The organism is Mycolicibacterium tusciae, assembly GCF_002086795.1.
Lineage (GTDB): Bacteria > Actinomycetota > Actinomycetes > Mycobacteriales > Mycobacteriaceae > Mycobacterium > Mycobacterium tusciae.
On the sequence record NZ_MVIM01000001.1, the window covers coordinates 600,803 to 624,999 of the forward strand.

The 24,197-nt window shown below is 66.2% G+C and carries 25 protein-coding genes; 11 read left to right on the forward strand and 14 right to left on the reverse strand.

The window, feature by feature from the left end; genetic code table 11:
* Positions 1-6 precede the first annotated feature (6 nt).
* Both dxs and nhaA read right to left on the reverse strand, forming a co-directional pair.
* A complete protein-coding gene (gene dxs / locus BST47_RS02825) occupies positions 7-1,923 on the reverse strand; it encodes a 1-deoxy-D-xylulose-5-phosphate synthase (protein WP_083123647.1) in 1,917 nt (638 codons plus the stop codon).
* Positions 1,924-1,932: 9 nt separating this feature from the next.
* A complete protein-coding gene (nhaA, locus tag BST47_RS02830) occupies positions 1,933-3,279 on the reverse strand; it encodes a Na+/H+ antiporter NhaA (RefSeq protein WP_083123761.1) in 1,347 nt (448 codons plus the stop codon).
* A gap of 203 nt (positions 3,280-3,482) precedes the next feature.
* Here nhaA and BST47_RS02835 point away from each other — a divergent pair, with 203 nt between their 5' ends.
* Entirely contained in the window at positions 3,483-4,403 is a 921-nt protein-coding gene (locus BST47_RS02835) for an ABC transporter ATP-binding protein (protein WP_083123648.1), read from the forward strand.
* A gap of 270 nt (positions 4,404-4,673) precedes the next feature.
* Entirely contained in the window at positions 4,674-6,032 is a 1,359-nt protein-coding gene (locus tag BST47_RS02840) for an efflux permease Rv1217c-related protein (RefSeq protein ID WP_234809550.1), read from the forward strand.
* A gap of 21 nt (positions 6,033-6,053) precedes the next feature.
* Here the strand turns inward: BST47_RS02840 and BST47_RS02845 are convergent, their stop codons facing one another.
* From BST47_RS02845 to BST47_RS02855, 3 genes are read right to left on the reverse strand one after another with little or no spacing between them, the layout of a single operon-like run.
* Positions 6,054-6,797, reverse strand: coding sequence for an Rv2686c family ABC transporter permease subunit (locus BST47_RS02845; RefSeq protein ID WP_420094013.1), 744 nt, complete (start codon positions 6,795-6,797; stop codon positions 6,054-6,056).
* Positions 6,798-6,805: 8 nt separating this feature from the next.
* Entirely contained in the window at positions 6,806-7,519 is a 714-nt protein-coding gene (locus tag BST47_RS02850; RefSeq protein WP_083123650.1) for a fluoroquinolone export ABC transporter permease subunit, read from the reverse strand.
* The gene (locus BST47_RS02855) at positions 7,516-8,421 is read right to left on the reverse strand and encodes an ABC transporter ATP-binding protein (RefSeq protein WP_083123651.1); all 906 of its coding nucleotides are present in this window, start codon (positions 8,419-8,421) and stop codon (positions 7,516-7,518) included. The genes BST47_RS02850 and BST47_RS02855 overlap by 4 nt, the downstream gene beginning before the upstream one ends.
* Positions 8,422-8,533: 112 nt before the next feature.
* Here BST47_RS02855 and BST47_RS02860 point away from each other — a divergent pair, with 112 nt between their 5' ends.
* Together BST47_RS02860 and BST47_RS02865 are read left to right on the forward strand one after the other, a co-directional pair.
* Positions 8,534-8,980, forward strand: a complete 447-nt coding sequence (locus BST47_RS02860) for a GbsR/MarR family transcriptional regulator (RefSeq protein WP_083123652.1) — start codon at positions 8,534-8,536, stop codon at positions 8,978-8,980.
* 40 nt (positions 8,981-9,020) lie between these two features.
* Positions 9,021-9,482, forward strand: coding sequence for an Rv1443c family protein (locus BST47_RS02865; RefSeq protein WP_083123653.1), 462 nt, complete (start codon positions 9,021-9,023; stop codon positions 9,480-9,482).
* Positions 9,483-9,646: 164 nt separating this feature from the next.
* Here BST47_RS02865 and BST47_RS02870 read toward each other — a convergent pair whose 3' ends face one another.
* Positions 9,647-10,888, reverse strand: a complete 1,242-nt coding sequence (locus BST47_RS02870) for a class I SAM-dependent RNA methyltransferase (RefSeq protein ID WP_083123654.1) — start codon at positions 10,886-10,888, stop codon at positions 9,647-9,649.
* Complete coding sequence (locus BST47_RS02875; protein WP_207568508.1) at positions 10,885-12,891, reverse strand: APC family permease; 2,007 nt, start codon at positions 12,889-12,891, stop codon at positions 10,885-10,887. The genes BST47_RS02870 and BST47_RS02875 overlap by 4 nt, the downstream gene beginning before the upstream one ends.
* 67 nt (positions 12,892-12,958) lie before the next feature.
* Here BST47_RS02875 and BST47_RS02880 point away from each other — a divergent pair, with 67 nt between their 5' ends.
* Both BST47_RS02880 and BST47_RS02885 read left to right on the forward strand, forming a co-directional pair.
* The gene (locus tag BST47_RS02880; protein ID WP_083123656.1) at positions 12,959-13,633 is read left to right on the forward strand and encodes a potassium channel family protein; all 675 of its coding nucleotides are present in this window, start codon (positions 12,959-12,961) and stop codon (positions 13,631-13,633) included.
* The gene (locus BST47_RS02885; protein WP_083123657.1) at positions 13,630-14,295 is read left to right on the forward strand and encodes a potassium channel family protein; all 666 of its coding nucleotides are present in this window, start codon (positions 13,630-13,632) and stop codon (positions 14,293-14,295) included. Before BST47_RS02880 ends, BST47_RS02885 begins: the two co-directional genes overlap by 4 nt.
* Here the strand turns inward: BST47_RS02885 and BST47_RS02890 are convergent.
* Genes BST47_RS02890 through BST47_RS02900 form a run of 3 tightly spaced genes read right to left on the reverse strand, consistent with a single transcriptional unit; the run spans position 14,276 to position 16,867 of the window.
* Positions 14,276-15,793 carry an MFS transporter gene (locus BST47_RS02890; protein WP_083123658.1) on the reverse strand — a complete coding sequence of 506 codons (1,518 nt, stop codon included), beginning with the start codon at positions 15,791-15,793 and terminating at the stop codon, positions 14,276-14,278. The genes BST47_RS02885 and BST47_RS02890 overlap by 20 nt on opposite strands.
* Positions 15,783-16,499 carry a DUF3159 domain-containing protein gene (locus BST47_RS02895; protein ID WP_207568509.1) on the reverse strand — a complete coding sequence of 239 codons (717 nt, stop codon included), beginning with the start codon at positions 16,497-16,499 and terminating at the stop codon, positions 15,783-15,785. The genes BST47_RS02890 and BST47_RS02895 overlap by 11 nt, the downstream gene beginning before the upstream one ends.
* Positions 16,496-16,867 (reverse strand): OB-fold nucleic acid binding domain-containing protein, encoded by a 372-nt coding sequence (locus BST47_RS02900; RefSeq protein WP_083123659.1) that lies wholly within the window; start codon positions 16,865-16,867, stop codon positions 16,496-16,498. Before BST47_RS02900 ends, BST47_RS02895 begins: the two co-directional genes overlap by 4 nt.
* Positions 16,868-17,003: 136 nt before the next feature.
* Between BST47_RS02900 and BST47_RS02905 the strand changes: the two genes are divergently transcribed.
* Positions 17,004-17,702 (forward strand): hypothetical protein, encoded by a 699-nt coding sequence (locus tag BST47_RS02905; RefSeq protein WP_083123763.1) that lies wholly within the window; start codon positions 17,004-17,006, stop codon positions 17,700-17,702.
* A 58-nt stretch (positions 17,703-17,760) separates the two neighbouring features.
* On the opposite strand, the gene BST47_RS02910 is transcribed toward BST47_RS02905, so the two are convergent.
* A complete protein-coding gene (locus BST47_RS02910; RefSeq protein WP_083123660.1) occupies positions 17,761-18,507 on the reverse strand; it encodes a DUF3710 domain-containing protein in 747 nt (248 codons plus the stop codon).
* Between the two features lies 1 nt (position 18,508).
* Entirely contained in the window at positions 18,509-18,973 is a 465-nt protein-coding gene (dut, locus tag BST47_RS02915; RefSeq protein ID WP_083123661.1) for a dUTP diphosphatase, read from the reverse strand.
* Positions 18,974-18,998: 25 nt separating this feature from the next.
* On the opposite strand from dut, the gene BST47_RS02920 reads away from it, so the two are divergent.
* Positions 18,999-19,478 (forward strand): DUF3093 domain-containing protein, encoded by a 480-nt coding sequence (locus BST47_RS02920; protein ID WP_083123662.1) that lies wholly within the window; start codon positions 18,999-19,001, stop codon positions 19,476-19,478.
* A 5-nt stretch (positions 19,479-19,483) separates the two neighbouring features.
* Here BST47_RS02920 and BST47_RS02925 read toward each other — a convergent pair whose 3' ends face one another.
* Positions 19,484-19,786 (reverse strand): DUF4193 domain-containing protein, encoded by a 303-nt coding sequence (locus BST47_RS02925; RefSeq protein WP_024445904.1) that lies wholly within the window; start codon positions 19,784-19,786, stop codon positions 19,484-19,486.
* A 163-nt stretch (positions 19,787-19,949) separates the two neighbouring features.
* Between BST47_RS02925 and cei the strand changes: the two genes are divergently transcribed.
* Positions 19,950-20,606: an envelope integrity protein Cei gene (gene cei, locus BST47_RS02930; protein WP_083123663.1), complete on the forward strand. Its 657-nt coding sequence runs from the start codon at positions 19,950-19,952 to the stop codon at positions 20,604-20,606.
* Positions 20,607-20,644: 38 nt separating this feature from the next.
* Here the strand turns inward: cei and BST47_RS02935 are convergent, their stop codons facing one another.
* Positions 20,645-21,493 carry an inositol monophosphatase family protein gene (locus BST47_RS02935; protein WP_272937626.1) on the reverse strand — a complete coding sequence of 283 codons (849 nt, stop codon included), beginning with the start codon at positions 21,491-21,493 and terminating at the stop codon, positions 20,645-20,647.
* A 158-nt stretch (positions 21,494-21,651) separates the two neighbouring features.
* Here BST47_RS02935 and ppgK point away from each other — a divergent pair, with 158 nt between their 5' ends.
* Positions 21,652-22,458 carry a polyphosphate--glucose phosphotransferase gene (gene ppgK, locus BST47_RS02940; protein ID WP_083123665.1) on the forward strand — a complete coding sequence of 269 codons (807 nt, stop codon included), beginning with the start codon at positions 21,652-21,654 and terminating at the stop codon, positions 22,456-22,458.
* 201 nt (positions 22,459-22,659) lie between these two features.
* Entirely contained in the window at positions 22,660-24,192 is a 1,533-nt protein-coding gene (locus tag BST47_RS02945; RefSeq protein ID WP_083123666.1) for an RNA polymerase sigma factor, read from the forward strand.
* Positions 24,193-24,197: the final 5 nt, after the last annotated feature.

Here is a 24,197-nt window from a genome sequence, read left to right on the forward strand (position 1 = left end):
TAAGCGCTAGTCGAAACGTTCGCTGACTTCGCGTTCGGGTGCCACCGCGGAACCCTGAGCCGCCACCCAGCCGGTGATCTGGCGGGCGATGTTGCGGTCGGTCAGTCCGACGTCGGAGAGCAGCTCGCCGCGCGATGCGTGTGCGAAGAACTCCTGGGGCAACCCGGCGTCGCGGCAGGGCACGTCGATCTCTGCCCGGCGCAGCGCCGCCGACACCGCCGAACCGATACCACCCTGCACGCCGTTGTCCTCGATGGTGACCACCAGCTTGTGCGCGGCCGCGAACTCACCGAGGGCGGCGGGCACCGGAAGGACCCACCGCGGGTCCACGACTGTGACCCCGATCCCCTGGTTGCGAAGCCTCTCGGCGACCGTCAACGCCATCGCCGCGAACGGGCCGACTGCCACGATCAGCACGTCGTCGGACAGGCCGTCGGCCGGGGCCGCGAGCACATCGATGCCGTCACGGCGTTCGACCGCCGGAATATCTTCGCCGACATCGCCTTTCGGGAACCGAATGGCGGTCGGCCCGTCCTTGATGTTGAGCGCTTCGCCGAGTTCCTCACGCAGTCGGGCGCCGTCGCGCGGGGCGGCCACCCGCATGCCCGGGACGATGCCCAGCATGGACAGGTCCCAGATGCCGTTGTGGCTGGCACCGTCGGGACCGGTGACGCCGGAGCGATCCAGAACCATCGTGACGGGCAGCTTGTGCAGCGCGACGTCCATCATGACCTGGTCGAACGCGCGGTTGAGGAACGTCGAGTAGATCGCCACAACCGGGTGCATGCCACCCATCGCCAGACCCGCGGCCGACGTCATCGCATGCTGCTCGGCGATGCCGACGTCGAAGAACCTGTCGGGGAACCGTTTCCGGAAATCGGAAAGACCGGTCGGGCCGGGCATCGCAGCGGTGATGGCCACGATGTCGCGCCGCCGGGCGGCATAGCCGATGAGTGCGTCGGAGAACGCCGACGTCCAGCCGGGCCCCGGCACCGACGTGGCCAGCCCCGTCTCAGGGTCGATGACACCGCAGGAGTGCATCTGGTCGGCCTCGTCGTTCTCGGCCGGGGCGTACCCCATGCCCTTGCGGGTGACGACGTGCACGATCACCGGCGCGTTGAAGCCGCGCGCGTGGCGCAGCGCGTTCTCCACCGCATGCTCGTCGTGACCGTCGATCGGGCCGACATACTTGAGGCCGAGATCGGTGAACATCACCTGCGGCGAGAGCGCGTCTTTGATGCCGGCCTTGATGCTGTGCATGCACTGGTAGCAGATCTCGCCGATGATCGGCACCTTCTGGACGGCCTTGCGGCCCTCCTCGAGCACGCGCTCGTACCCGGGCTGCAGGCGAAGTCCGGCCAAGTGTTCGGCGAAACCGCCGATCGTGGGCGCGTAGCTGCGGCCGTTGTCGTTGACGATGATCACGACCGGGCGCCGGGACGCGGCGATGTTGTTCAGCGCCTCCCAGCACATGCCGCCGGTGAGTGCGCCGTCGCCGACGACGGCGACCACGTGACGGTTGCGGTGCCCGGACAGCTCGAAGGCCTTGGCCAGTCCGTCGGCATACGACAGCGCGGCGCTGGCGTGGCTGGATTCGACCCAGTCATGCTCGCTCTCGCTGCGCGATGGGTAGCCCGACAGGCCGCCCTTCTTGCGGAGTGAGTCGAAATCACGGATGCGGCCCGTCAGCATCTTGTGTACGTAGGACTGGTGTCCGGTGTCGAAGATGATCGGATCGTGCGGCGAGTCGAACACCCGATGCAGCGCAAGCGTCAGCTCGACGACGCCGAGGTTCGGGCCGAGGTGTCCGCCGGTTGCAGCGACCTTGTAAATCAGGAATTCGCGGATTTCCTGCGCCAGCTCACTCATCTGTGACTGGGTCAAGTGCTGCAGATCAGCGGGGCCGCGGATCTGTTCAAGCATCCCGTCAGTCTACGCACCGGGTTCGGTGCGGTCCTGCCGAGACTCGTAGACATCGGGCACACCGTCAAGATCGGCGTCGGCGGTTTCGATCTCGTAGATCCGCCGATATTGCCTGTTCCGCAGCCGCAACAGCACCGCTGCCAGCACCGCGGCGCACACCGACCCGGTCAGCACGCCCATTTTGACGACTTCGTCACGATGCGATCCCAAACCGTACGCGAGATCCCCGATGAGGAGCGACACCGTGAATCCGATGCCCGCCAGCATCGAAATTCCCAGGACGTCGATCCACCGCAGCGCCGAGTCGAGAGTGGCGCGGGTCACCGCGGCCAGCACTCTGGTGGTCAGAAAGATGCCGACGGGCTTGCCGACGACGAGTCCGAGCACGATTCCCAGGGCGATCGGGTCGCTCAACGCGTTGATCAGTCCGCTGAATCCGCCGAGTGACACCCCGGCGGCGAAGAAGGCGAAAACGGGCACTGCGACACCTGCCGACAATGGGCGCAGTTTGTGCTCGAAGTGCTCGGCCAATCCCGGGCCCGCCTCGGGACCGCCGGCCGCGGCTGAGCGCATCACCGGCACCGTGAAGCCGAGCAACACGCCGGCGACTGTGGCATGCACACCGGACTCGTGCATCAGCACCCATGTGGCCGCAGCGAGCGGCACCAATAGCCACCATGAGTCGACCCGACGCTGCACACACAGCGCGAAAAGCGCCAGCGGTACCACTGACAGACCCAGCGCCCAGATCTTGATGTCGTCGGTGTAGAAAACGGCGATCACCGTGACTGCCAGGAGATCGTCGACCACCGCGAGAGTCAGCAAGAAAGTGCGAAGCGCAGACGGAAGATGTGTCGAGATGACGGCGAGCACAGCGACTGCGAACGCGATGTCGGTCGCGGTCGGGATCGCCCAACCCCGCGTCGCGCCGTCTCCGACATGGGCGGTCACCGCAACAAAGATCAGCGCCGGCGCCACCATTCCCCCGACGGCGGCGGCGATCGGCAGGGCGGCACGACTCGGGTCGCGCAAATCGCCCGCAACGAATTCGCGCTTGAGCTCCAGTCCGACGATGAAGAAGAAGATCGCGAGCAGCCCGTCGGCGGCCCATTCGCCGAGAGTCAGGTTCAAATGCAGGCCTAGCGGTTCACCGCCGATCTCCAGATCACGAAGTCCGAAGTACCCCGCCGACCACGGCGAATTGGCCCATATCAGGGCTACGGCCGAGGCCACCAGCAGGATCGCACCGCCGACGGTCTCCTTGCGAAGGATGGACGTGACCCGGCTGGTCTCCGACCACGAGCCTCGTGAGAAGAGCGCTCCACGTGGGAAGCGAGGTGGATCGGTGCTCACTATTCGCCCTAATCGGTAGTCGCTGGTCGCTGAAGGAATCGCCGACCAGACTTCCCGGCACACCTGACGATCACCCTATGTCATTCGGCCGAGAGCGCCATTCGTTGACAACCTGGTGCCCGAACATGCACGCGAGTACATTCCTCGTCAGGAGTGCCGGGAAGCCTGGTCGGCTGTCAGTTGACCGACGCCTGAGAGGCCCCGAGATGCATGCCATATCCGCCGCGCCTGCACGCGCGAATTCCCATCACGCCGTCCGGACCGACGGGCTGACCAAACGTTTCGGTTCACTCGTTGCGGTCGGCGACCTGAGCCTGACCGTCGCACGAGGGGAAGTGTTCGGTTTCCTCGGCCCGAACGGCGCGGGCAAGTCCACCACAATCCGCATGCTGCTCGGACTGATCCGGCCCACTGCAGGCACTGCCATGATCTTCGATCACCGCGCCGACGACGTCCGCCGCGCCCACCGCCACCTCGCGTATGTCCCTGCCGATGTCGCCTTGTGGCCGACGATGACCGGCGCGGAGATCCTCGAGGTGACCGGCAACGTGGGCCCCGGGGTCGACGTCGACTACCGAGCTGAACTGGTTGCCCGCTTCGCCTTGGACTTGGACCTGCGGGCCAAGAACTATTCCAGCGGGAACCGGCAGAAGGTCGCGATCGTGTCCGCCTTCGCCACCCGGGCCCCTTTGCTGGTGCTGGACGAACCGACCAGCGGCCTCGATCCCTTGATGGAGCGTGAGTTTCGGCGCTGTGTCCTCGAGGCGCGCGAACGTGGCCAGACGGTGTTCCTGAGCTCGCACCAACTGGCCGAAGTCGAAGCGCTCTGCGACAGGGTCGCCATCTTGCGAGCGGGCCGGCTCGTGGAGATCGACACGATCGGCGAGTTGCGTCGGCTGCGCCGAACCCGCATCGAAGTGACCTACCGCGACGCCGAGCCGAGCCTCATGGACGTGCCCGGCGTCACCGACCTTGAGCGACTCGGAGAAAAACACTTGCGCTTCAACGTGTCTGGCTCACCAACGCCGGCGCTGCGAGCCCTCGCCGCGGTCGACGTCACGACGGTCGCGATGCACGAGCCCACGCTGGAAGAGATTTTCCTCGACTACTACGGCGAGGCGTCGTGATGGCCGCAACCCTCGCCGCGTGCCACGCGCTCGCCCGGCGGGTGCCGGCCGAGCGAGCCGTCACCCGGCTCGCGGCCCGACAACTGCGACGTGGCACGCTGCTCGTCGCCGCAGTGTGCGCAGGGATGTCGACGTTGGTCGCCGCCCAGTACCAGTCCACCTTCCGCGGTGAGTTGAGTCAAAGCGCACTGCGTGCGCTGGCCGAAAACCCAGCCATACGAGTTCTTTTCGGCGCGCCGGTGGCTTTGGACGACCCGGGGGGGGTTCACGGTGTGGCGGACCGGTACACCGGTGCTCGTGCTGGCCGGTGTGTGGATCATGCTGACCGCCGTCCGAATCACCCGGGGCGAGGAAGACGCCGGCCGCTGGGATCTTCTGCTTTCCGGCCCGATCCGCACTGTAGAGGTCGTGCGTCGCTACCTGATCGCGCTCACCGGTTCGGCCACGGTCATCAGTGCAGGGGTCGGCCTCGGGATGATGGCCGCCGGCACCGACGCTTTCGGCGCCATCCTGTACGCAGCGTGCGTTCTCGGTGTGACGCTCACATTTGCCACCGTCGGGTTGGTGGCCGCTCAGGTGATGCCGAACCGGCCATCCGCGGTCGGACTCTCGGTCGGGTTTCTCGGTGCCACATTGTTGGTTCGGATGCTCTCCGACGGAGTCGCGGCATTCGCATGGTCTGCCTGGCTCAGCCCATTCGGTCTCGTCGCACGCGTGGCGCCCTACGCCGAGAACCGGATTGCCCCCTTGCTGGTGTTGGCGTGCTATCCAGTCGCGTTCGCGGTTGTCGCCACCGACGCAGCGGGCCGCCGCGACCTCGGTACCGGACTGTTGACACTCTCGACACGACGCCCGCCGCGCACCAGCCTGTTGGGATCGATCGACAGTTTCGCCGCGCGGCGCGCCCTGCGTCCCACGGTCGGGTGGGCTGCGGGAATCGGCGCCTACTTCCTGATCATCGGCGCGGTGATCGCTTCCATACTGGACTTCTTCGAGCAGAACCCTCGGTTCGCGGAATTGGCCGCCGCTGCGGGATTCGCGGGCCTGAACTCGGCGGAGGGTTTCGCTGCGGCTTTGTTCAGCCTGATGACCAATGCGACCGGGTTGTACTGCGTAACCCGGCTCGCGGCATTCGTAGGTGACGAGCGGGCGCGGCGGTGGACCATGTTGTTCGCCTCGCCGTCGTCTCGCGAGCGCCTGCTGGGCACGGAGATAGCGGTTACCGCAGTGGGATTGGTCGCGTTGCACCTCGTCGCAGCAGCCGCCATGTGGAGCGGCGCGGCGCTGACCGGCGCCCCGCTGCGGATCGGCGATGCACTCGCAGGAGCTCTCAACACCGCCCCGGTTGGGTGGCTGGCGCTCGGCGCGGCAGCCCTGGCCGTCGGCTGGCTCCCGTCGACGGTGGGTGCTATCGGCGCGCTACCTGTGGTCGGGGGGTTTCTGCTCAACGTCATCGCCGACAGCATGCGTGCTCCGGCGTGGGTGCTGGACATCTCTCCATACGTGCATATCGCGGCGGTGCCGTCGGTCTCACCCGACATTCCGGCGACAATAACGTTCCTGGTTGTGGGTGGAGCGCTTACCGCATTGGGGATCGCGGGCTACCGCCTCCGCGATTTGACCTCCTGAGTTGGCATTCACATCTCGCCGTCACGTGTTCTTGGCGACAAATCGCCGGAACAGTAACCAGGCAACCGCGAGGTTGTAGACCGTACCGGCGACCAGGTATGGCCACCACGTGCCGTGCTCGCTGGCGACCCAGAACGTCTTTGCCGCCCAATACGGCGGCAGCACACCGAAAGCCAGATTCCAGGCCGAATCGATGAACCACGGAAGGCACGGCAACCCGGCGATCAACATGCCGAGGCCGCGCAGCATGGCGATGCCTTGAATCTTGTTGGCCGCGACGGCGACGATCAGCAGCAGCGTGACGACCGCCGACAATCCGGCCAGCAGCCCGATCGGAACAAGGGTGGGAACGAGACCTGGTTCGAGTATTCCGCTGAACGACAACGTCGCTACCACATATACGGTCGTCAACGCCATGACGGTGCCCGCACGGTAGGCGAAGAATGTCGACAACCGCACCGGGGTCACCCGCAGCACGGTCATCGTGCCTGCGTCGACCTCGTCGAGCACAAGGAAGGCGCCGAGTCCGCCCGTGATGATGATGCTCGTCAGCAGCAAGAAGCCGGTGAGAACGAGTGGATAGTAGGGAACCAGATCAAAGTCGTATCGTGCCGCCAACATGTCGGTGAACAACGGGACGAGGATGACGACTCCGACAGTCCAGATGACGGGAGCCAGAACGATCATGACCAACAGCGGATCACGGTAGGTACCGCGAATGTCGTTGCGGCCGAATGCCGCCAGCGCTTTCACTGACGTTGTCATCGAAGTCATCACACACCTCCCGATCTTGCGACGACGTAGTGACCGAACAGCGCCCTGGCTACCCAGAACAGCACCGCCAAACCTGCGAGGGGATACAGCACGGCATAGGCCACCTGCCACGGGGCCAGTGTCACTTGATCGAAGGCCTCGCCCAGCAGCAGCAGCGGCCCCAACGTAGGGATCAGGTAAAGAACCGGACTCTCCCACACCCCCGAGTAGTACAGCACCGGGAGGCCCGTCATCACCGCGAGAGGGCCGGTCGCCGACATGAACCAATCGCTGACCGAAGAGAACGGGAGCGACGTGATGAATCCGACGAGCAGCATCAACAAGGTGCCGAGCACCACACCGGTCAACAGAGGGAGTGGACGATAGGCGAATCCGTGGGCGGCCGACACCACGATGAGCGCCACCATAACTGAAACACCTAACAGCACAGCGAGTTTCACGCCAAGGTACTCCCAGAACCGCAACGGTGTCGAGATGACGGCACCGAGGGTGCGCTCCTGCTTCTCGAAAGACACCGAACCTCCGATGAAGAAGAACCCGATGATCGCGATGTCGCCCAACAAGATGTATGGCTCAGCAATCGGACGCAAGGCGTGCGACATGGGCAGCAACACTGCCAGCCAAATGAGCCCGGAGAAGACCGCCGCATGCAGAAACCTCTGCCTGACTTGAAGCGTGACCTCGAGCCGCAACGCACTCGTCAGCCGTTTCATGCCAGTTGCCTTCCGGTGGTCTCGACGAAGACGTCGTCCAGGGTGGCCTCGCGGCTGTGAATGGTTTCGACGTGGTGATCTCGCAGCACAGAGTGAAACGCGGGGTCGTCGGCCAGGCCGTCCATGGCGAACTCGGCGGCCTCCAGACGGCCATTCTCCCCCCGGAACTGGACTCGGACACGTCGTTGACTGCGGGCGATCTTCAGTTCGGCCGGCGTGTCCATGGCGACAATCCGGCCGTCGACCACGAAGGCGACTCTGTCGCAAAGCTCGTCGGCGGTCGCCATGTCATGCGTGGTAAGGAATACAGTGCGGCCCCGCGCCTTTAGATCAAGAATCATGTCTTTGACTTTGCGCGCGTTCACCGGATCAAGACCGGAAGTGGGCTCGTCGAGGAAAAGCAGGTCCGGGTCGTTGATCAGCGATCTGATGAACGTCAGACGCATCTGCATTCCCTTGGAGTACTTGCCAACTCGGGTGTCAGCGTCGTCGGCGAGACCCACTGCGCCAAGAAGTTCCATCGGATCCAGCGTGTCGCCGTCGTAGAGCGAGGCAAAGAATCTCAGGTTCTCCAGGCCGGTGAGCTTCTGATAGTGATTCGGCAACTCGAACGAGACCCCGATGCGCTGGTAATAGTCCGGCCCCCATTTCAGCGGGTCCTGACCCCACACCGTTGCTTCGCCGCCGTGCCCGCGAAGCAACCCGATGAGTAGCTTTTGCGTCGTCGACTTGCCGGCACCGCTGGGACCGAGAAATCCGAAGATCTCTCCTCGTCCCACCGAGAAGTCCATGCCGCGTACCGCCGGCTGTGTCGATTTCGGATAGGTGAAGGTCAAACCGCGGACGCGGATCACCTCAGCAGTGGTGGACGGCGACGTGGCCGCCGGGGCGACACTTTCCATGGACGGTCTCCTCTGGGTATGCGGATACCAGTTCCGACCAGACTTCCCGGAGCGCCGTCGCTGACTATACTGACTTTTCAGAAATCTTTGAAGACTCTGACCGGAGATCGTTATGGCCTCGGATCCGCAAGAGAGTGCCGAGCAGCTCGCGCTCGTTCTCAGCTCACACGGTCTGCAGCGGATGACCGCGCGAGTTCTAGCATCGTTGCTGTTCACCGAAGATCCGGCCATGACCATGGGCGACCTCGCCGAACAGCTGCAGGCCAGCACAGGCGCGATCTCGGGAGCTCTCAAGATGCTCAGCTCCGTAGGACTCGTGGAGCGCGTGCCGGCACCAGGAAGCCGGCGGGACCACTACCGGCTGCGCGATGACGCGTGGGCCGTCCAATATACGAATCAGAACGAAGTAACGACCGCCGTCCTGAAGGCGGCGGAGGCGGGGATCGCGGCCACACCCGAGTACGGCCTCGCCCATCAACGTCTCACGCAGATGCGCGACTTCTACGCATTCCTCCTGGATGAGATCCCGGCGCTACTCGATCGCTGGCGACAGCGGTAGGCCTTGTCGGGGTGTCGCAGTCCGATAGCCTCGAACACCAATGATCATCGAACGGCAGAGCGTCATCGACGCACCCACCGATCGGGTATGGGCCCGAGTGGTCACTCCCGAAGGCATCAACGATGAACTGCGGCCGTGGCTGACGATGTCGATGCCGCGCGGCGCCAAGGACTTGACCGTCGACACTGTGCCGGTCGGAACCCCGATCGGGCGCTGCTGGATGCGGTTGTTCGGCGTCCTCCCGTTCGACTACGACGACCTGATGATCGCCAAGTTACGGCCGGGCCGCGGCTTCGACGAGCAGTCGACGATGCTGTCCATGCGCAGCTGGCGCCACGAGCGCACCGTCGACCCCGACGGCGACACGAAAACCGTTGTACGCGATCGCCTCACGTTCGAGCTCCGGACTCCGCTGCGCTTTCTCACACCTGTGATCGGCGCTGGGATTCGCGCGCTGTTCGGGCATCGGCAACGACGGCTGCAGCGGTACTTCGATAGCTGACCGGCTCGCCGACCATCGCGGCCTGCAAGCTGGTCAGCCAGCTCGATCCGCCATCCTGCTCTTCACTCTGCGGTGGGGGCGGTCGAAATCCCCATTTGTGCGCCCTGAGCGCTGGGCCCACGCGCAGCCGGGGAAGTCAACGCGCAGCCGGGGAAGTCAACGCGTCAGCGAGTGAGCACTGCGACGCATTCGACATGGTGCGTCAAGGGAAACGAGTCGAACACTCGCAGATCTTCGACGGCATATCCGTGGCCGCGGTACAGCCCGATGTCGCGGGCGAACGAGGCGGCCTCACAACCGATGTGAATCACCCTCGGCACCTCGGCGTCGGCCAGCAGGTCGATCACCTCGCGCCCGGCTCCCGTTCTCGGGGGGTCCAGCACCGCGACGTCTGGCCTCCCCCGCTGACCGGTCAACGCCCTTCTCACGGAGTCGGTGACGACGGAAACCCACCCCAGGTCGGCCAGCGCCGCGCGCGCCGAGCGGGACGCCCCGCGCGACGTGTCGACGGTAAGGACCTTCCCGGTGTCACCGACGGCCTGCGCCAGCGTCGCCGCGAAAATCCCTGCCCCACCGTACAAATCCCATGCCGTCATGCCCGGGCGCAGTTGCGCCCAATCGGTCACCAGCTCGCTGTAGACCCGCGGGGCGTCGCGATGCGCCTGCCAGAACGCGGTCACCGGTACCCGCCACACGCGGTCCCCGACCCGCTGCACCGCCTCGTACTCGCCTTCGATGACGTGCGTGGCGGACTTGCGGCCCTCCCGCGGACCCGACTGCACGACGTGGCGGTCACCGTCGTCGTCGACGGCCACGTGCACATGGGCACCGTGCGGCCAGACCCAGTCGTTGACGCCGTCGAGCATGCCCGACGGCAGCTGCGCGCAATCGAGATCGGTGACCAACTCGGCGCTGTGGTATCGGTGAAATCCCGCCTTGCCCCGCGCGGAGGTGTCCAATCGCACGCGGGTTCGCCAACCGGTGACCCCGCCCTCGCCCACCGGCTCGGCCACCGCGTCACCCTCGTCACGCCATGCATATCCGCCCAACCGCACCAGCTGATTGGCGACCACCGCACCCTTCAGCCGCCGCACCGCCGCCGGTTCGGCGAATGCCAGATCGCAACAACCGGCACCGTCCACCCCGGCGATCGGGCAGATCGAGTCGACCCGGTCGGCGGACGGCTCGATGACCTCGACAACGTCGGCGTGCCAATAGGATCCGCGATCCGAGGCGCCGTCTCTGATCCGGACGCGGACCGTCTCACCGGGCAACGCGTAGCGCACGAACACCACCCGCCCGTCATGGCGCGCGACACAACTGCCGCCGTTGGCAGGCGGCCCCACGGTCAAGGTGAGTTCGGACGACGCGCCGGGCGACCCGTCGACCTTTCCGTCGCCGCTCAATCCAAAAAGCCCCTGCGTGCGTCGCCGGGAGCGGACTGCGGCGCCAGCGTTTTCAGGCGCTCCGACGAACTCAACTGCCATGGAACCGATGTCACCATCACGTTCGGCTCGAACAACAGCCTGCCCTTGAGTCGCAGCGCGCTCTGGTTGTGCAGCACCTGCTCCCACCAGTGGCCGACCACGTACTCGGGGATGAACACCGTCACGACGGTGCGCGGCGACTCCTTGCTGACCCGCTTGACGTAGTCGAGCACCGGGCGGGTGATCTCTCGGTACGGCGAGGCGATCACCTTCAACGGCGTGCTGATGTCGCTGCCCTCCCATTTGTGGACCAGCGCGCGCGTCTCAGCGTCGTCGACGCTGACGGTGATCGCCTCGAGCACGTCGGGGCGAGTAGCCCTGGCGTAGGCCAGCGCCCGCATGGTCGGCAGGTGCAGCTTGGACACCAGCACGATCGCATGGTTGCGGCTCGGCAACACCATGCCGTCGGCCTCTTCGGCCTCTTGCGCCTCCAGTTCGCGCGCCACGGTTTCGTAATGCTTGTGAATGGCTCTCATGATCACGAACAAGCCGCCCATCGCAAGAATGGCAATCCAGGCACCGACGAGGAACTTCGTCACCACGACGATGATCAAAACCGTTCCCGTGCAGAGCAACCCGATGAAGTTAATGATTCGGGAACGCTTCATCTTCGCACGGACGGCGGGGTCGGTCTCGGTGCGCAACAGCCGCGTCCAGTGGCGCACCATCCCGATCTGACTGAGGGTGAAGGAGACGAAGACCCCGACGATGTACAGCTGAATGAGCGCGGTGACCTCGGCCCTGAACGCGACGATGAAGGCGATTGCGGCGAGTGCGAGAAACAGGATGCCGTTGGAGAAGGCCAGCCTATCGCCGCGGGTATGCAACTGTCGGGGCAGGAAACGGTCTTGCGCCAGTATCGATCCCAGCACCGGGAAGCCATTGAATGCGGTGTTGGCCGCCAGTACCAGGATCAGCGCCGTGACGCCGGCAATCAGGTATAGCCCAATCGGAAAATTGTGGAAGACCGCGTCGGCGAGCTGAGCAATGAGGGTCTTCTGATCATAGTCGGGCGGGGCGCCGACGAGCTGTTCATCGGGGCGCTCGGCGATCTGCGCACCCGTCGCTTTGGCCAGCATGATGATGCCCATGAACATCGAGATGGCGATTGCGCCCAGCAGCGCCAGCGTCGTTGCCGCGTTGCGCGACTTCGGTTTCCGGAACGCCGGCACGCCGTTACTGATCGCCTCCACACCGGTCAACGCGGCACTACCGGAGGAGAACGCCCGCGCGACGAGGAACACCAAGGCGAAACCGAGAATCTCGCCGTGCTCCGCGTGCATCTCGAAGCCCGCCGATTCCGCTTGCAGTGGCCTGTCGAGAACGTAGATCTGAAAGAAACCCCAGGCGAGCATGACGTACATGCCGAACATGAAGGCATAGGTGGGAATTGCGAACGCGGTGCCGGACTCCCGGATGCCACGAAGGTTGATCGACGCCAGCAGCAGGATCGCGATGACGGCGAACAACACCTTGTGCTGGCCGACGAACGGCACGGCCGACCCGATGTTCGACATCGCCGAGGCCATCGACACCGCCACCGTCAGTACGTAGTCGACCAGCAGCGCGCTCGCAACCGTCAGTCCCGCGGTCGGGCCGAGGTTTGTGGTGACCACCTCGTAGTCGCCACCGCCCGACGGGTACGCGTGCACGTTCTGCCGGTAGCTGGCGATCACGATCATCATCACCACCGCGACCGCCAGTCCGATCCAGGGCGCCATCGAGTAGGCCGCCAGGCCGGCGACCGAGAGCACCAGAAAGATCTCCTCCGGTGCATAGGCGACGGAGGACATGGCGTCGGAGGCGAACACCGGCAGGGCGATCCGCTTGGGCAGCAGGGTGTGCGACAGCTTGTCGCTGCGGAACGGACGGCCCAGAACCAGCCGCCGTGTGACGGTCGAAAGCTTTGACACGAGTGCCAAGGGTAAGCGCAGAGGTGAATGGTTGTAGCGTTCCGAGTGCGCAGGTTCGACCGGAAGGGACCAACAGGTGCGAGTAGTGGTGATGGGATGCGGCCGCGTCGGCGCTTCGCTGTCCGACAGTTTGGCCCGCATAGGCCATGACGTCGCGGTCATCGATCGGGACAGCACCGCGTTTCACCGACTCTCCCCGGACTTTCCGGGCGAGCGGGTGCTGGGCATGGGATTCGACCGTGACGTGCTGCTGCGGGCGGGTATCGAGGATGCAGGTGCGTTCGCCGCCGTGTCGTCCGGGGACAACTCCAACATCATCTCCGCGCGCGTGGCCCGCGAGACGTTCAGCGTCGAGCGCGTGGTCGCCCGCATCTACGACGCCAAACGCGCCGCCGTCTACGAGCGGCTGGGCATTCCCACCGTCGCGACCGTGCCGTGGACGACCGATCGGCTGCTCAACGTGCTGACCCGCGAAACCGAGACCACCAAGTGGCGCGATCCGTCGGGCAACGTCGGCGTGACCGAGCTGGCGCTGCACGAGGAATGGGTGGGCCGACGCCTGACCGACCTCGAAACCGCCACCGGCGGCCGAGTCGCGTTCCTGATCCGCTTCGGCGAGGGCTGCCTGCCCGACGCCAAGACCGTCGTCCAGGCCGGCGATCAGGTGTTCATGGCCGCCATCGCCGGACATATCGCGGAGGCGCTGGCCATCGCCGCGCTGCCGCCCAGCGAGGACGTCGAGGCGCAATGAGGGTCGCCATAGCGGGGGCGGGCGCGGTCGGACGTTCGATCGCCAGGGAACTCGTCGACAGCCACGAGGTCACGCTGCTCGAACGCAACCCCGACCACATCGACGTCGACGCGATTCCCGCGGCCCAGTGGCGCCTTGGCGACGCCTGCGAGCTGACCGTGCTGGAGTCGGTGAGCCTGCACGAATTCGACGTCGTGATCGCCGCCACCGGCGACGACAAGGTCAACGTGGTGGTCAGCCTGCTGGCCAAAACCGAGTTCGCCGTGCCGCGGGTGGTCGCCCGCGTCAACGACCCGCGCAACGAGTGGCTGTTCGACGAGAGCTGGGGCGTCGACGTGGCGGTGTCCACCCCACGGATGTTGGCCTCCCTGGTGGAGGAAGCCGTCGCCGTCGGCGATCTGGTGCGGCTGATGGAGTTCCGCAAGGGTCAGGCGAACCTGGTGGAGATCACGCTGCCCGACGACACGCCGTGGGGCGGTAAACCCGTCAAGCGTCTCGAATTGCCGCGCGACGCGACTCTGGTGACGATCCTGCGCGGTCCGCGGGTGATCGTGCCCGAAGGCGACGAGCCGCTGGAAGGCGGCGACGAGCTGCTGTTCGTCGCGGTCACCGAGGTCGAGGATCGATTGCAGGAGCTCCTGCTCAATCCCGAGGCGCGCTGACCGAACGCTGCGGGTAGCCCGGTGGCGGCGTTGCCCTGTCGTAACACGGTGCCGTCGACTCCGGTGAGACGCGGCCGAGATCACCCTGGTCATTGCGGATACCCACCGCCGAGATCACCGCGGCGAGCGCAAAGAGTCCCGCCGTCACCAGCATGCCCTGCCGGAAACCAGCGAAATCGACTGCGCCGACGCCATTCCCGTCGCTTCGCTCGCCCAGGGCGATGATCACGCCGGTGAAGGCGATCGCGATCAGACCCGAGATCCGCGACACCGCATTGTTGATCGCCGAGCCGATGCCGCTCTCCGCAGAATCGACGGCGGCCAGAATAGCCGCGGTGAGCGGCGACACGGTGATCGTCAACCCGAGGCCGAACACCATTAGTCCGGGCAGCATCTGCGTCCAGAAGTCGAACGGCTCAGCCGTCCACGACATCAGCAGATAGCCGATCGCCGCGATCAGCGGCCCGATCGCCATGAACAGTCGCGGACCGTGGAGCCCTGCCAGCGTGCCGAACCGGCGCGCGAGCAGAAACGACAGCACCGGGACCGGGAGAGTGGCCAGTCCTGCCTCCGTCGCCGAAAGGCCTGCGGTCTCCTGGAGGAACAGCCCGACGACGAGCATGCCGAGTGAGACGCCGGCGTACAAGAACACCGTGGCAAGGTTTCCGACCGCGAAATTGCGGGCGGCGAAGATGTGCAGCGGCATCATCGGATCGGGTGTTCGCCACTCCCACAACGGGAATGCAATCAGGCAGGCGATTCCGACCGCCAAGGCGACGACGACCGCGGGATGTGCGAATCCCAGGCGCTGCCCTTCGATCAGGGCGTACACCAAGCCCGTGAGTCCGACCGCGTTCAGCCCCGCTCCGACGACGTCGACGCGTGCCGACCGACTGGATGCGGTGAACTCCCCCGAGGGCAATCTGGTCGTCAGGTACAGCGTGATCGCCAACGGCACGAGGTTGAGTCCGAAGATCCACCGCCAGTTCAGCGCGTCGACCAACACGCCACCAAGTAGTGGGCCGACCACGAAAGCCGTTCCGGTCCAAGCGGTCCAGGTTCCGATCGCGCGGGCCTGCGCCGACCCGGAGAAGCGAGCGTTGATCATCGCGAGCGAACTGGGCACCAGGAACGCCGCCCCGATGCCCTGTAGGCAGCGGGCGGCGACGAGCACCCAGCCGGTGGGCGCCAACGCACACACCACCGAGGAGACCGCGAAAATCGTGAGGCCCGCTCGCAACACCACCAGGCGGCCGTACTGGTCGGAGATGGCTCCCGCGACAAGGATCAGCGCGCCGAGGGTGAGGAGATATCCGTCCACCACCCACTGCTGCAGCGCCAGGCCGCCGCCGAAATCACGCCCGATGGCGGGCAGCGCCAGGTTGACCACGGACCCGTCGAGAAACGCGACGAATGACGCCAGCACCGCGACCGCGACGAGCGATCTATCGGTGTCGCGGGCGCGACGCGGGCTCGGATCGTCAGGCTCAGTGGGCATCCGTCTGCGTCACGCCCGGATTCTCGCGCTGCGTGTCTTCCGGAAGGACTTCGGCCACTTCGGCCTCTGGGGCGTCGGCGTGGATCGCGCGTTGTGCCGCCCGAATAGCCAGATAGGTCACCAGCGCCGCCACCGCGGTCAGGGGCCAGCCCATCGAGATGCGGGCGACGCCCAGCAAGCCTGTCTGATCGGCGTCGTAGAGGTGGTGCTGCACGACGAAGCGGGATGCGAAGACGAACACCCACACCACCGTCGCGATGTCGAACGCGCGCACCGCCTTGCGCACGCTGCGCCAGTCGCGGTCGTGGTCGTTGACCCAGCCCCACACGTAGCCGACGACGGGACGGCGGATCAGCACCGACAGGGCGAAGACGGACGCCCAGATCAGCGATGACCAAATACCAAGCAGGAAATAGCCTTTGGACTCACCCATGAAGTAGGCGATTCCGGCGCAGACACCAACGCCGATGAAGCCGGAGATCGCCGGCTGGGTCGACTCGCGCCGCACCAGCCGCCACACCAGGATGACGGCGGCGATGCCAAGGGCGGAGTAGACGGCGGCGGTGAGCCCGAAGAACTGCGATACCGGAACGAATGCCACGACCGGCAGCGAGGAGTAGATCAGGCCGCTGACGCCGCCCATTTGCTCGAGGACGGCGTGTGCCTTGCTGGAACGCTTCCCCGGTTCGGTTCCGGGGTCACTCACTTTTGGATCTCGTAGTGCGGGTTGTAGATCGCCTTGGTGCCGTTGTCCAATTTGCCGACCCGACCGTGGACCTTGAGAGTGCGACCCGATTCGATGCCGGGGATCCGGCGCTGGCCGAGCCAGACCAGCATCACTGTGTCGGTGCCGTCGAACATTTCAGCTTTGACACCGCCCGCGCATCCTTTGCCGTTGCATTCGACGCTGCGCAGGGTGCCGATCATCGTGACTTCCTGGCCGCGTTGACAGTCGATCGCTTTGGAGGCGCCGGTGTTGGCCGCTTCGTCAGACAGCTCTTCGACGTCGAGCTGATCCGGGGCTTCAGTCAGCCGCCGGGTCAGTCGGCGTAGGTACCCTTCGGCCGTAGCCATGGCCTCTCCTGAACGTTCTGCAGATCTATCGTTGATCTATACCCCGAACAACGCCACGGTAGACCTCTTGGTTCCGATCTGCCACGCAGGGCGGGTCGACGCGCCGATCAGGCAGTTCGGGGGGCACGATCGTGTGATGAGCGTCATTCTCCGCGGCGTCACGACGGTGCTCCTGCCCGGCACCGGATCCGACGACGACTTCGTCTATCGGGCGTTCTCGGATGCCCTGCACGGCGAGGGCGCAGTCGTGGTCACCCCGAAACCCGAACCGCAGCGATTGATCGACGGGTACCGCGAGGCATTGGACAACGCGGCGCGCACGGCCCCGATCGCCGTCGGCGGCGTGTCCATCGGCGCCGCGGTCGCCGCTGCTTGGGCGCTTGCTCATCCCGGCCGCGCGGTAGCGGTCCTCGCCGCCCTGCCGGCCTGGACGGGCGCCCCCGACACAGCTCCGGCGGCGATAGCTGCACGCCATTCCGCGAGTGTGCTGCGGCGCGACGGGCTGGCCTCGGCCACCGCTCAGATGCGCGCGGGAAGCCCGCCCTGGCTGGCCGACGAGCTGACCCGCTCGTGGGTCGGCCAGTGGCCGGCGCTGCCCGACGCGATGGACGCCGCGGCGGCCTATGTCGCGCCGACGTGCAGCGAATTGGAGAAGCTGGCGGTCCCAATGGGGATTGCCGCGGCGACGGACGATCCAGTGCACCCCGTCGAGGTGGGCGTCGAGTGGATGACGGCGGCTCCGCGCGCTTCGCTGCACACGGTCACGCTCGACGAGTTGGGCGCCGACCCCGCGGTGCTGGGCGCGGCGTGCGTGTCCGCGCTGCTGGAGGCGTGACTCTTTGCGATTCGGGCGCGCGAATGCACCCCCACGGTCGGTCGGCGCGCCGAATTCGCTAGCCGCCGGTGATGGTCCGCAACTGCTGCATCGCCGAACCCTGCTCGCTGCGACGCGCGGCCGGCGTCGGCGCCTCGGGCGGTTGCCCGCCGGCTTGCTGCGCCTGCTGCGCGGCGGCCTGTTCGGCGGCTGCGCGCAGCTGGTTCGCCATCGGCTCGGGAAGCTCGACGGGCAGCGGGGTGCGCACCGGCAGCGGGGTGTCGCCGCGGCGAACCACGGTGTCGGCCAGGGCGTCTCGCGCCTGCTTCGCCAGGGCCTCGGCGTTCTCCTCCGGCCCGTTGACGACGCACCGGATCATCCAGCGATAACCGTCGATTCCGATGAACCGCACGACACCGGCCCCCTGCGGACCCGATGCCGCACCGACGACCTCGCGGCCCCACCGGCCGTCCTTGATCGACACCTCGGCGGCGTCCTTGCGTAGCGATTCCGCCAATTCACCGGCGACCTCACGCCACAGGCCGGCGGATTTCGGGGCAGCGTAGGCGGCGACGGTGAACCGGCCGTTGGGCGTGACGACCCACACCGCACTGGGCACACCCTGCGGGGTGAGCTCCACCTGCACCTGGCCGGCCTCTGGCAGCGGAATCAGCACCGAGCCCAGGTCCAGACGTCCTTCAGCCGCGACCGCTGGGTCGTCGAAGTCGTCGACGTCGAACGGTCCGTCCGGCTCGACGTCGGTTTCGGTCACCGAGGTGACCTCATCGCCACTGCCACTGCTGTCTTTTTGCCTACCGAATGCCATTTCACAAACTCGCATGTCCGCCGGAGGAACCGTGGCCACCGTCGCCACGGGAAGTGACTGCCAAACCAGCCTCGTCGAACGACGTCACCTCGACCAGGGCGGGCAGTTCGACTCGCTGAACCAATAGCTGTGCGATCCGGTCTGCGCGGTGTACGACGATGGGTTCGGCAGGGTCGAGATTGATCAGTGACACCTTGATCTCGCCGCGGTATCCGGCGTCGACGGTGCCGGGGCTGTTCACGATCGAAAGTCCAACGCGGGCAGCCAAACCCGAGCGCGGATGGATCAGTCCGACCATTCCGTGCGGGATGGCGACTGCGATGCCGGTCGGCACGAGCGCACGCTGACCGGGAGCCAGTTCGACGTCGATGGCGCTGTACAGATCCACCCCCGCGTCGCCCTCGTGGGCACGACTCGGCATGGGCAGATCGGGGTCCAGGCGCACGACCGCGAGAGTGGTGGACACGACGTCAGAGATTACTCTTGGCCGCGTGTCCGACACGCGCGCCACGTCCCAAACCGTCCGCTACCGCGAACGGCTGATGGTGCCGTGGTGGTGGTGGCTGCCCGGCCTGGGATTGGCGGCGCTGATCGCACTCGAGGTCAACCAGGGCGTGCCCGCGATTCCCCTGTGGCTGCCCTACGCCGTATTGCTGCCGGTCGCGGCGGTGGCGCTGTTGATGTTGAGCAGCACCCAACTGCGCGTGATCGCCGGCGAAGGCGAAACCGAGCTGTGGGTCGGTGACGCACATCTGCCTGTCGGCGTCATCTCCAGGTCTGCCGAAGTTCCGCGCAGCGCGAAATCGGCGGCACTGGGCCGTCAGCTGGACCCGGCCGCCTACGTCGTGCACAAGGCGTGGATAGGGCCGATGGTTCTGATGGTTCTCGACGATCCGGATGATCCGACGCCGTATTGGCTGGTGAGCTCCCGCCACCCCGACCGAGTGCTGGCGGCCCTGCGTAGTTCCTGAAGCCGTCAAGCGGCGCAATCGGTGCAGATCATGACGCCGTTCTTCTCGCTGGCGAGCCGACTGCGGTGATGGACCAGGAAGCAGCTCGAGCAGGTGAACTCGTCGGCTTGCTTCGGGATGACGCGAACCGACAACTCCTCGCCGGACAGGTCGGCACCGGGCAGTTCGAATGATTCGGCGGATTCGGATTCGTCGACGTCGACCACCGCGGATTGGGCTTCGTTACGCCGCGCCTTCAGCTCCTCCAGCGAATCTTCCGAAACGTCATCGGTTTCGGTACGCCGCGGGGCGTCGTAATCGGTAGCCATTTCCTGTCCCCTCATCAAACCTTGCAGCGTTGCTTTGTACCAGCGTCGAACGCATCCACCAAATGATTCGTGCCCGGAATGAAACACGTTGCACTGTGATTTACATCACAGTCTCTTGGATGCCACCTTAAGGTCGCAGCGACGGGACCTCTAGAGTGCTCTCGTGGTCGCGCAAATCACCGAGGGTACGGCATTCGACAAGCATGGCCGCCCATTCCGGCGGCGCAATTACCTGCCGGGCATTCTGGCGCTCGTCGCCCTGTCCGTCGTGACGCTGACGATCTGGGTCATCGCCCTGAACCAGCCGGTCGCGGTGGAGGAGACCGCCGCGTGCAATCCCCCGCCGCCGCCGGCGGACGCGAACAACCCGCCGCCGACGCTCGGCCAGCAGATCACCCGTAGCGAGATGGTCGACGTCACCCCGGCCAAGCTCGCCGACACCAAGATCAGGGTGCTCAATGCGAGCGGGCAGGGCGGCCAGGCCGCCGAGGTGGCCGGCGCACTTCGCGATCAGGGCTTCGCCGAGCCGACGGCGGCCAACGACGCCGTGTACGCGAGCGCCCGACTGACATGCCAGGGCCAGATTCGGTTCGGGCCCTCGGGTCGGGCGGCCGCGGCCGCCGTCTGGCTCGTCGCGCCGTGCACCGAACTGTTCGAAGACGAGCGCACCGATGACACCGTCGACCTGGCGATCGGCACCGAGTTCACCGAACTGAGCCACAGCGACGACATCGACGCCGTGCTGGCCAGCCTGCGCCCCGACGCGACGCAGACAGCCGATACGGCACTGCTGGAAAAGATTCACTCCAGCACCTGCTAGGCAGTTAACTCCCTGGCGCCCAACGGGTTTGGGTAAAGCTAAACCGCACCCGCCCGGTTCAGCAAAGCCGCAAGCTCGTCGGAGATGCCGGGTGCACACGCGATGATCAGGCCGGGTGTGCCGTCGCTGGCCGGCAGCCGCAGCGTCGCCCCGGCCTCTGCGGCGATCAACGCGGCCGCGGCCCAGTCCCACACATGCACGCCGTCTTCGTAGTAGGCGTCCAGACCGCCGGCCGCCACCATGCAGAGATCGAGCGCGCACGACCCGAAACGACGGATGTCGCGGACGGCGGGCAGCACCGCGGTGAGGACTTCGGCCTGCCTTGTCCGCTTCTCAGCGGCATACGAAAAGCCGGTGCCCACCAAGGACATCGACAGTTCGTTGGCGGCACTGGCCCGAAGCCGCGTCGTCACTCCCCCGTATTGCAGGCCGGCGCCGTGACCCACGGCAGCGGAGTACAGCGCGCCGGTGGCGACGTTCGCGACCGCCCCGGCCACCGATGCTCCGCCGCGCTGGACGCCGACCGAGACCGCGTATGCCTCGAGGCCGTACACGAAGTTCACGGTGCCGTCGATCGGATCGAGCACCCACGTCAACCGTCCGTCGTTCGTTCCGCCCTGCTCCTCACCCATCACGGGCTCCCCCGGACGCAGGGCCGCCAGCCTGTCGCGCAGCAGCGCCTCGGTTTCGGTGTCGACAACGGTGACCGGGTCGGTCGGAGTGCTCTTGGCCTGCACCGGCGAGACGGTGCTCCGATCGCCGAAAACCTCGGCGCGGCGCGCCCGCACGAACGCGGCCGCCTCGGTGGCCAGTTGCTCGGCTACCGAGCGCAGCAGGACGGGATCGGTGATGGATTCCCGGCCCGCCGGGGTGTCGTTTTCGACCACCCGCACATCGCAACACAGTCCGGCGGCACGCGGGGAGCCTGTTCGCTAACCGGTTGCGCGACTGGGCCCGCGCGTTATCAAGGGATCGCCCATGAGTTTTGCCTAGCCACTAAGGTGTGTGGCGCATCGCAGTGCCGGGCCGATCCAGAGGAGCGCCGATGACAGCCAACGATTCAGCCGCACAAGCGGCGGCCACCGGCGCGGGCCAACGGCGCGGGTTCGGCATCGATGTCGGCGGAAGCGGCGTCAAGGGCGGCATCGTCGACCTCGACACCGGTCTGCTGATCGGAGACCGCTTCAAGCTCGAAACCCCGCAGCCGGCCACCCCCGAAGCGGTCAGCAAGACCGTCGCCGCCGTGGTCCGCGAGTTCGGTTGGACCGAGAAAGTCGGGGTCACCTATCCGGGCGTCGTGACCGACGGCATCGTGCGCACCGCCGCCAATGTGGACAAGGGCTGGATCGGGAGCAATGCCAGCGAGTTCTACAGCAAGGCACTCGACGGCCAGCAGGTGACCGTGCTCAACGATGCCGACGCGGCCGGGCTGGCCGAAGAGAGGTTTGGCGCGGGCCGGGACAACACGGGCGTCATCGTGCTGCTCACCTTCGGCACCGGCATCGGCTCGGCCGTGATTCACAACGGCGTGTTGCTGCCCAATACGGAGTTCGGTCATCTCGAGGTCGGGGGCAAGGAGGCCGAGCATCGCGCGGCGTCCTCGGTCAAGGAAAAGAAGGACTGGAGCTACGAGCGCTGGACCCAAGAGGTGACAAAGGTCCTGGTAGCGATCGAAAACGCAATCTGGCCGGACCTGTTCATCGCAGGCGGCGGCATCAGCCGAAAAGCGGAGAAGTGGATTCCGCTGCTGCAGAACCGCACACCGGTGGTGGCCGCGGCCCTGCAGAACACGGCCGGCATCGTCGGCGCCGCGATGGCCGCCGCGGTCGACGTCACAGCTACCGGCAAGTAGCCGCGCCGAAACGATCGAATTTGCCGCTCAAGGCGGCAGTGGCACACACTGTCGTTACAATGGACGACGGCGGCCGTAGCCCGGATAGCGGCGAGATCAAACCGCCGATATTCGACAGCCGACATTTTTCGATGGCGCATGACCCCAGCCTGCGTTGGGATCCGCACTGCCCACCGGAACGAAGTACGACGAAAGGGTGACGTGGCAGCGACAAAGGCAAGCCCGGCAATCGATCAGCCGGTGAAGCGCACCGCTACCAAGACCCCGGCCAAGAAGGCCCCGGCGGCGAAGACCGCCAACGGTTCGGCACCAGCCAAGCGGGCCGCCAAGACTCCTGCCGCGAAGGCGACCAAGGCCACGACCGCCGCCAAGGCGACCACCGCGACCAAGCCCACCAAGGCGACGGCCAAGGCCGCGCCCGCCAAGCGGGCCGCCAAAGCCAAGACCGACGGCGCGCCGGCGACCCGTGGCCGGGCCAAGAAGGCCACGTCGCCTGAGGCGGATGCGACGAAGGTCGACGGCGAGGTCGAAGCGCTCGAGACAGACGACGACGTCGAGGTGGAGCCCGACGGTGACCTCGAAGTAGAGGACGTCGATCTGGAAGACCTCGAAGTCGACGACGAGCCCGTCGCGGCTGAGGCCGGGGAAGGCGCGGCCGCCAAGCCCGCACCCAAGGTCGCGGTGGCAGCCCCCGCGACCGACGACGAGGAGATCGCCGAGCCAAGCGAAAAGGACAAGGCGTCGGGCGACTTCGTCTGGGACGAAGAGGAATCCGAGGCTCTGCGGCAGGCCCGCAAGGACGCCGAGCTGACGGCTTCTGCCGACTCGGTGCGCGCCTACCTGAAGCAGATCGGCAAGGTGGCACTGCTCAACGCCGAAGAAGAGGTCGAGCTCGCCAAGCGCATCGAGGCCGGCCTGTACGCGACCCAGCTGATGGCTGAACTCGCCGACAAGGGCGAGAAGCTGCCCGCCGCGCAGCGTCGCGACATGGCGTGGATCTGCCGTGACGGCGACCGCGCGAAAAACCATCTGCTGGAAGCGAACCTGCGTCTGGTGGTGTCGCTGGCCAAGCGCTACACCGGCCGCGGTATGGCGTTCCTGGACCTCATCCAGGAGGGCAACCTCGGTCTGATCCGTGCGGTCGAGAAGTTCGACTACACCAAGGGCTACAAGTTCTCGACGTACGCGACGTGGTGGATCCGGCAGGCGATCACCCGCGCGATGGCCGACCAGGCCCGCACCATCCGCATCCCGGTGCACATGGTCGAGGTGATCAACAAGCTCGGCCGTATCCAGCGTGAGCTGCTTCAGGACTTGGGCCGCGAGCCCACTCCCGAAGAGCTGGCCAAGGAAATGGACATCACGCCGGAGAAGGTGCTGGAGATCCAGCAGTACGCGCGTGAGCCGATCTCGCTGGACCAGACCATCGGTGACGAGGGCGATTCGCAGCTGGGCGACTTCATCGAGGACTCCGAGGCCGTCGTCGCGGTCGACGCGGTGAGCTTCACGCTGTTACAGGATCAGCTGCAATCGGTGCTGGAGACGCTGTCGGAACGCGAAGCGGGTGTGGTTCGGCTGCGGTTCGGTCTGACCGACGGCCAGCCGCGCACCCTCGACGAGATCGGTCAGGTCTACGGCGTCACGCGTGAGCGCATCCGCCAGATCGAGTCCAAGACGATGTCGAAGTTGCGCCACCCCAGCCGCTCTCAGGTGCTGCGCGACTACCTGGATTAGTACCG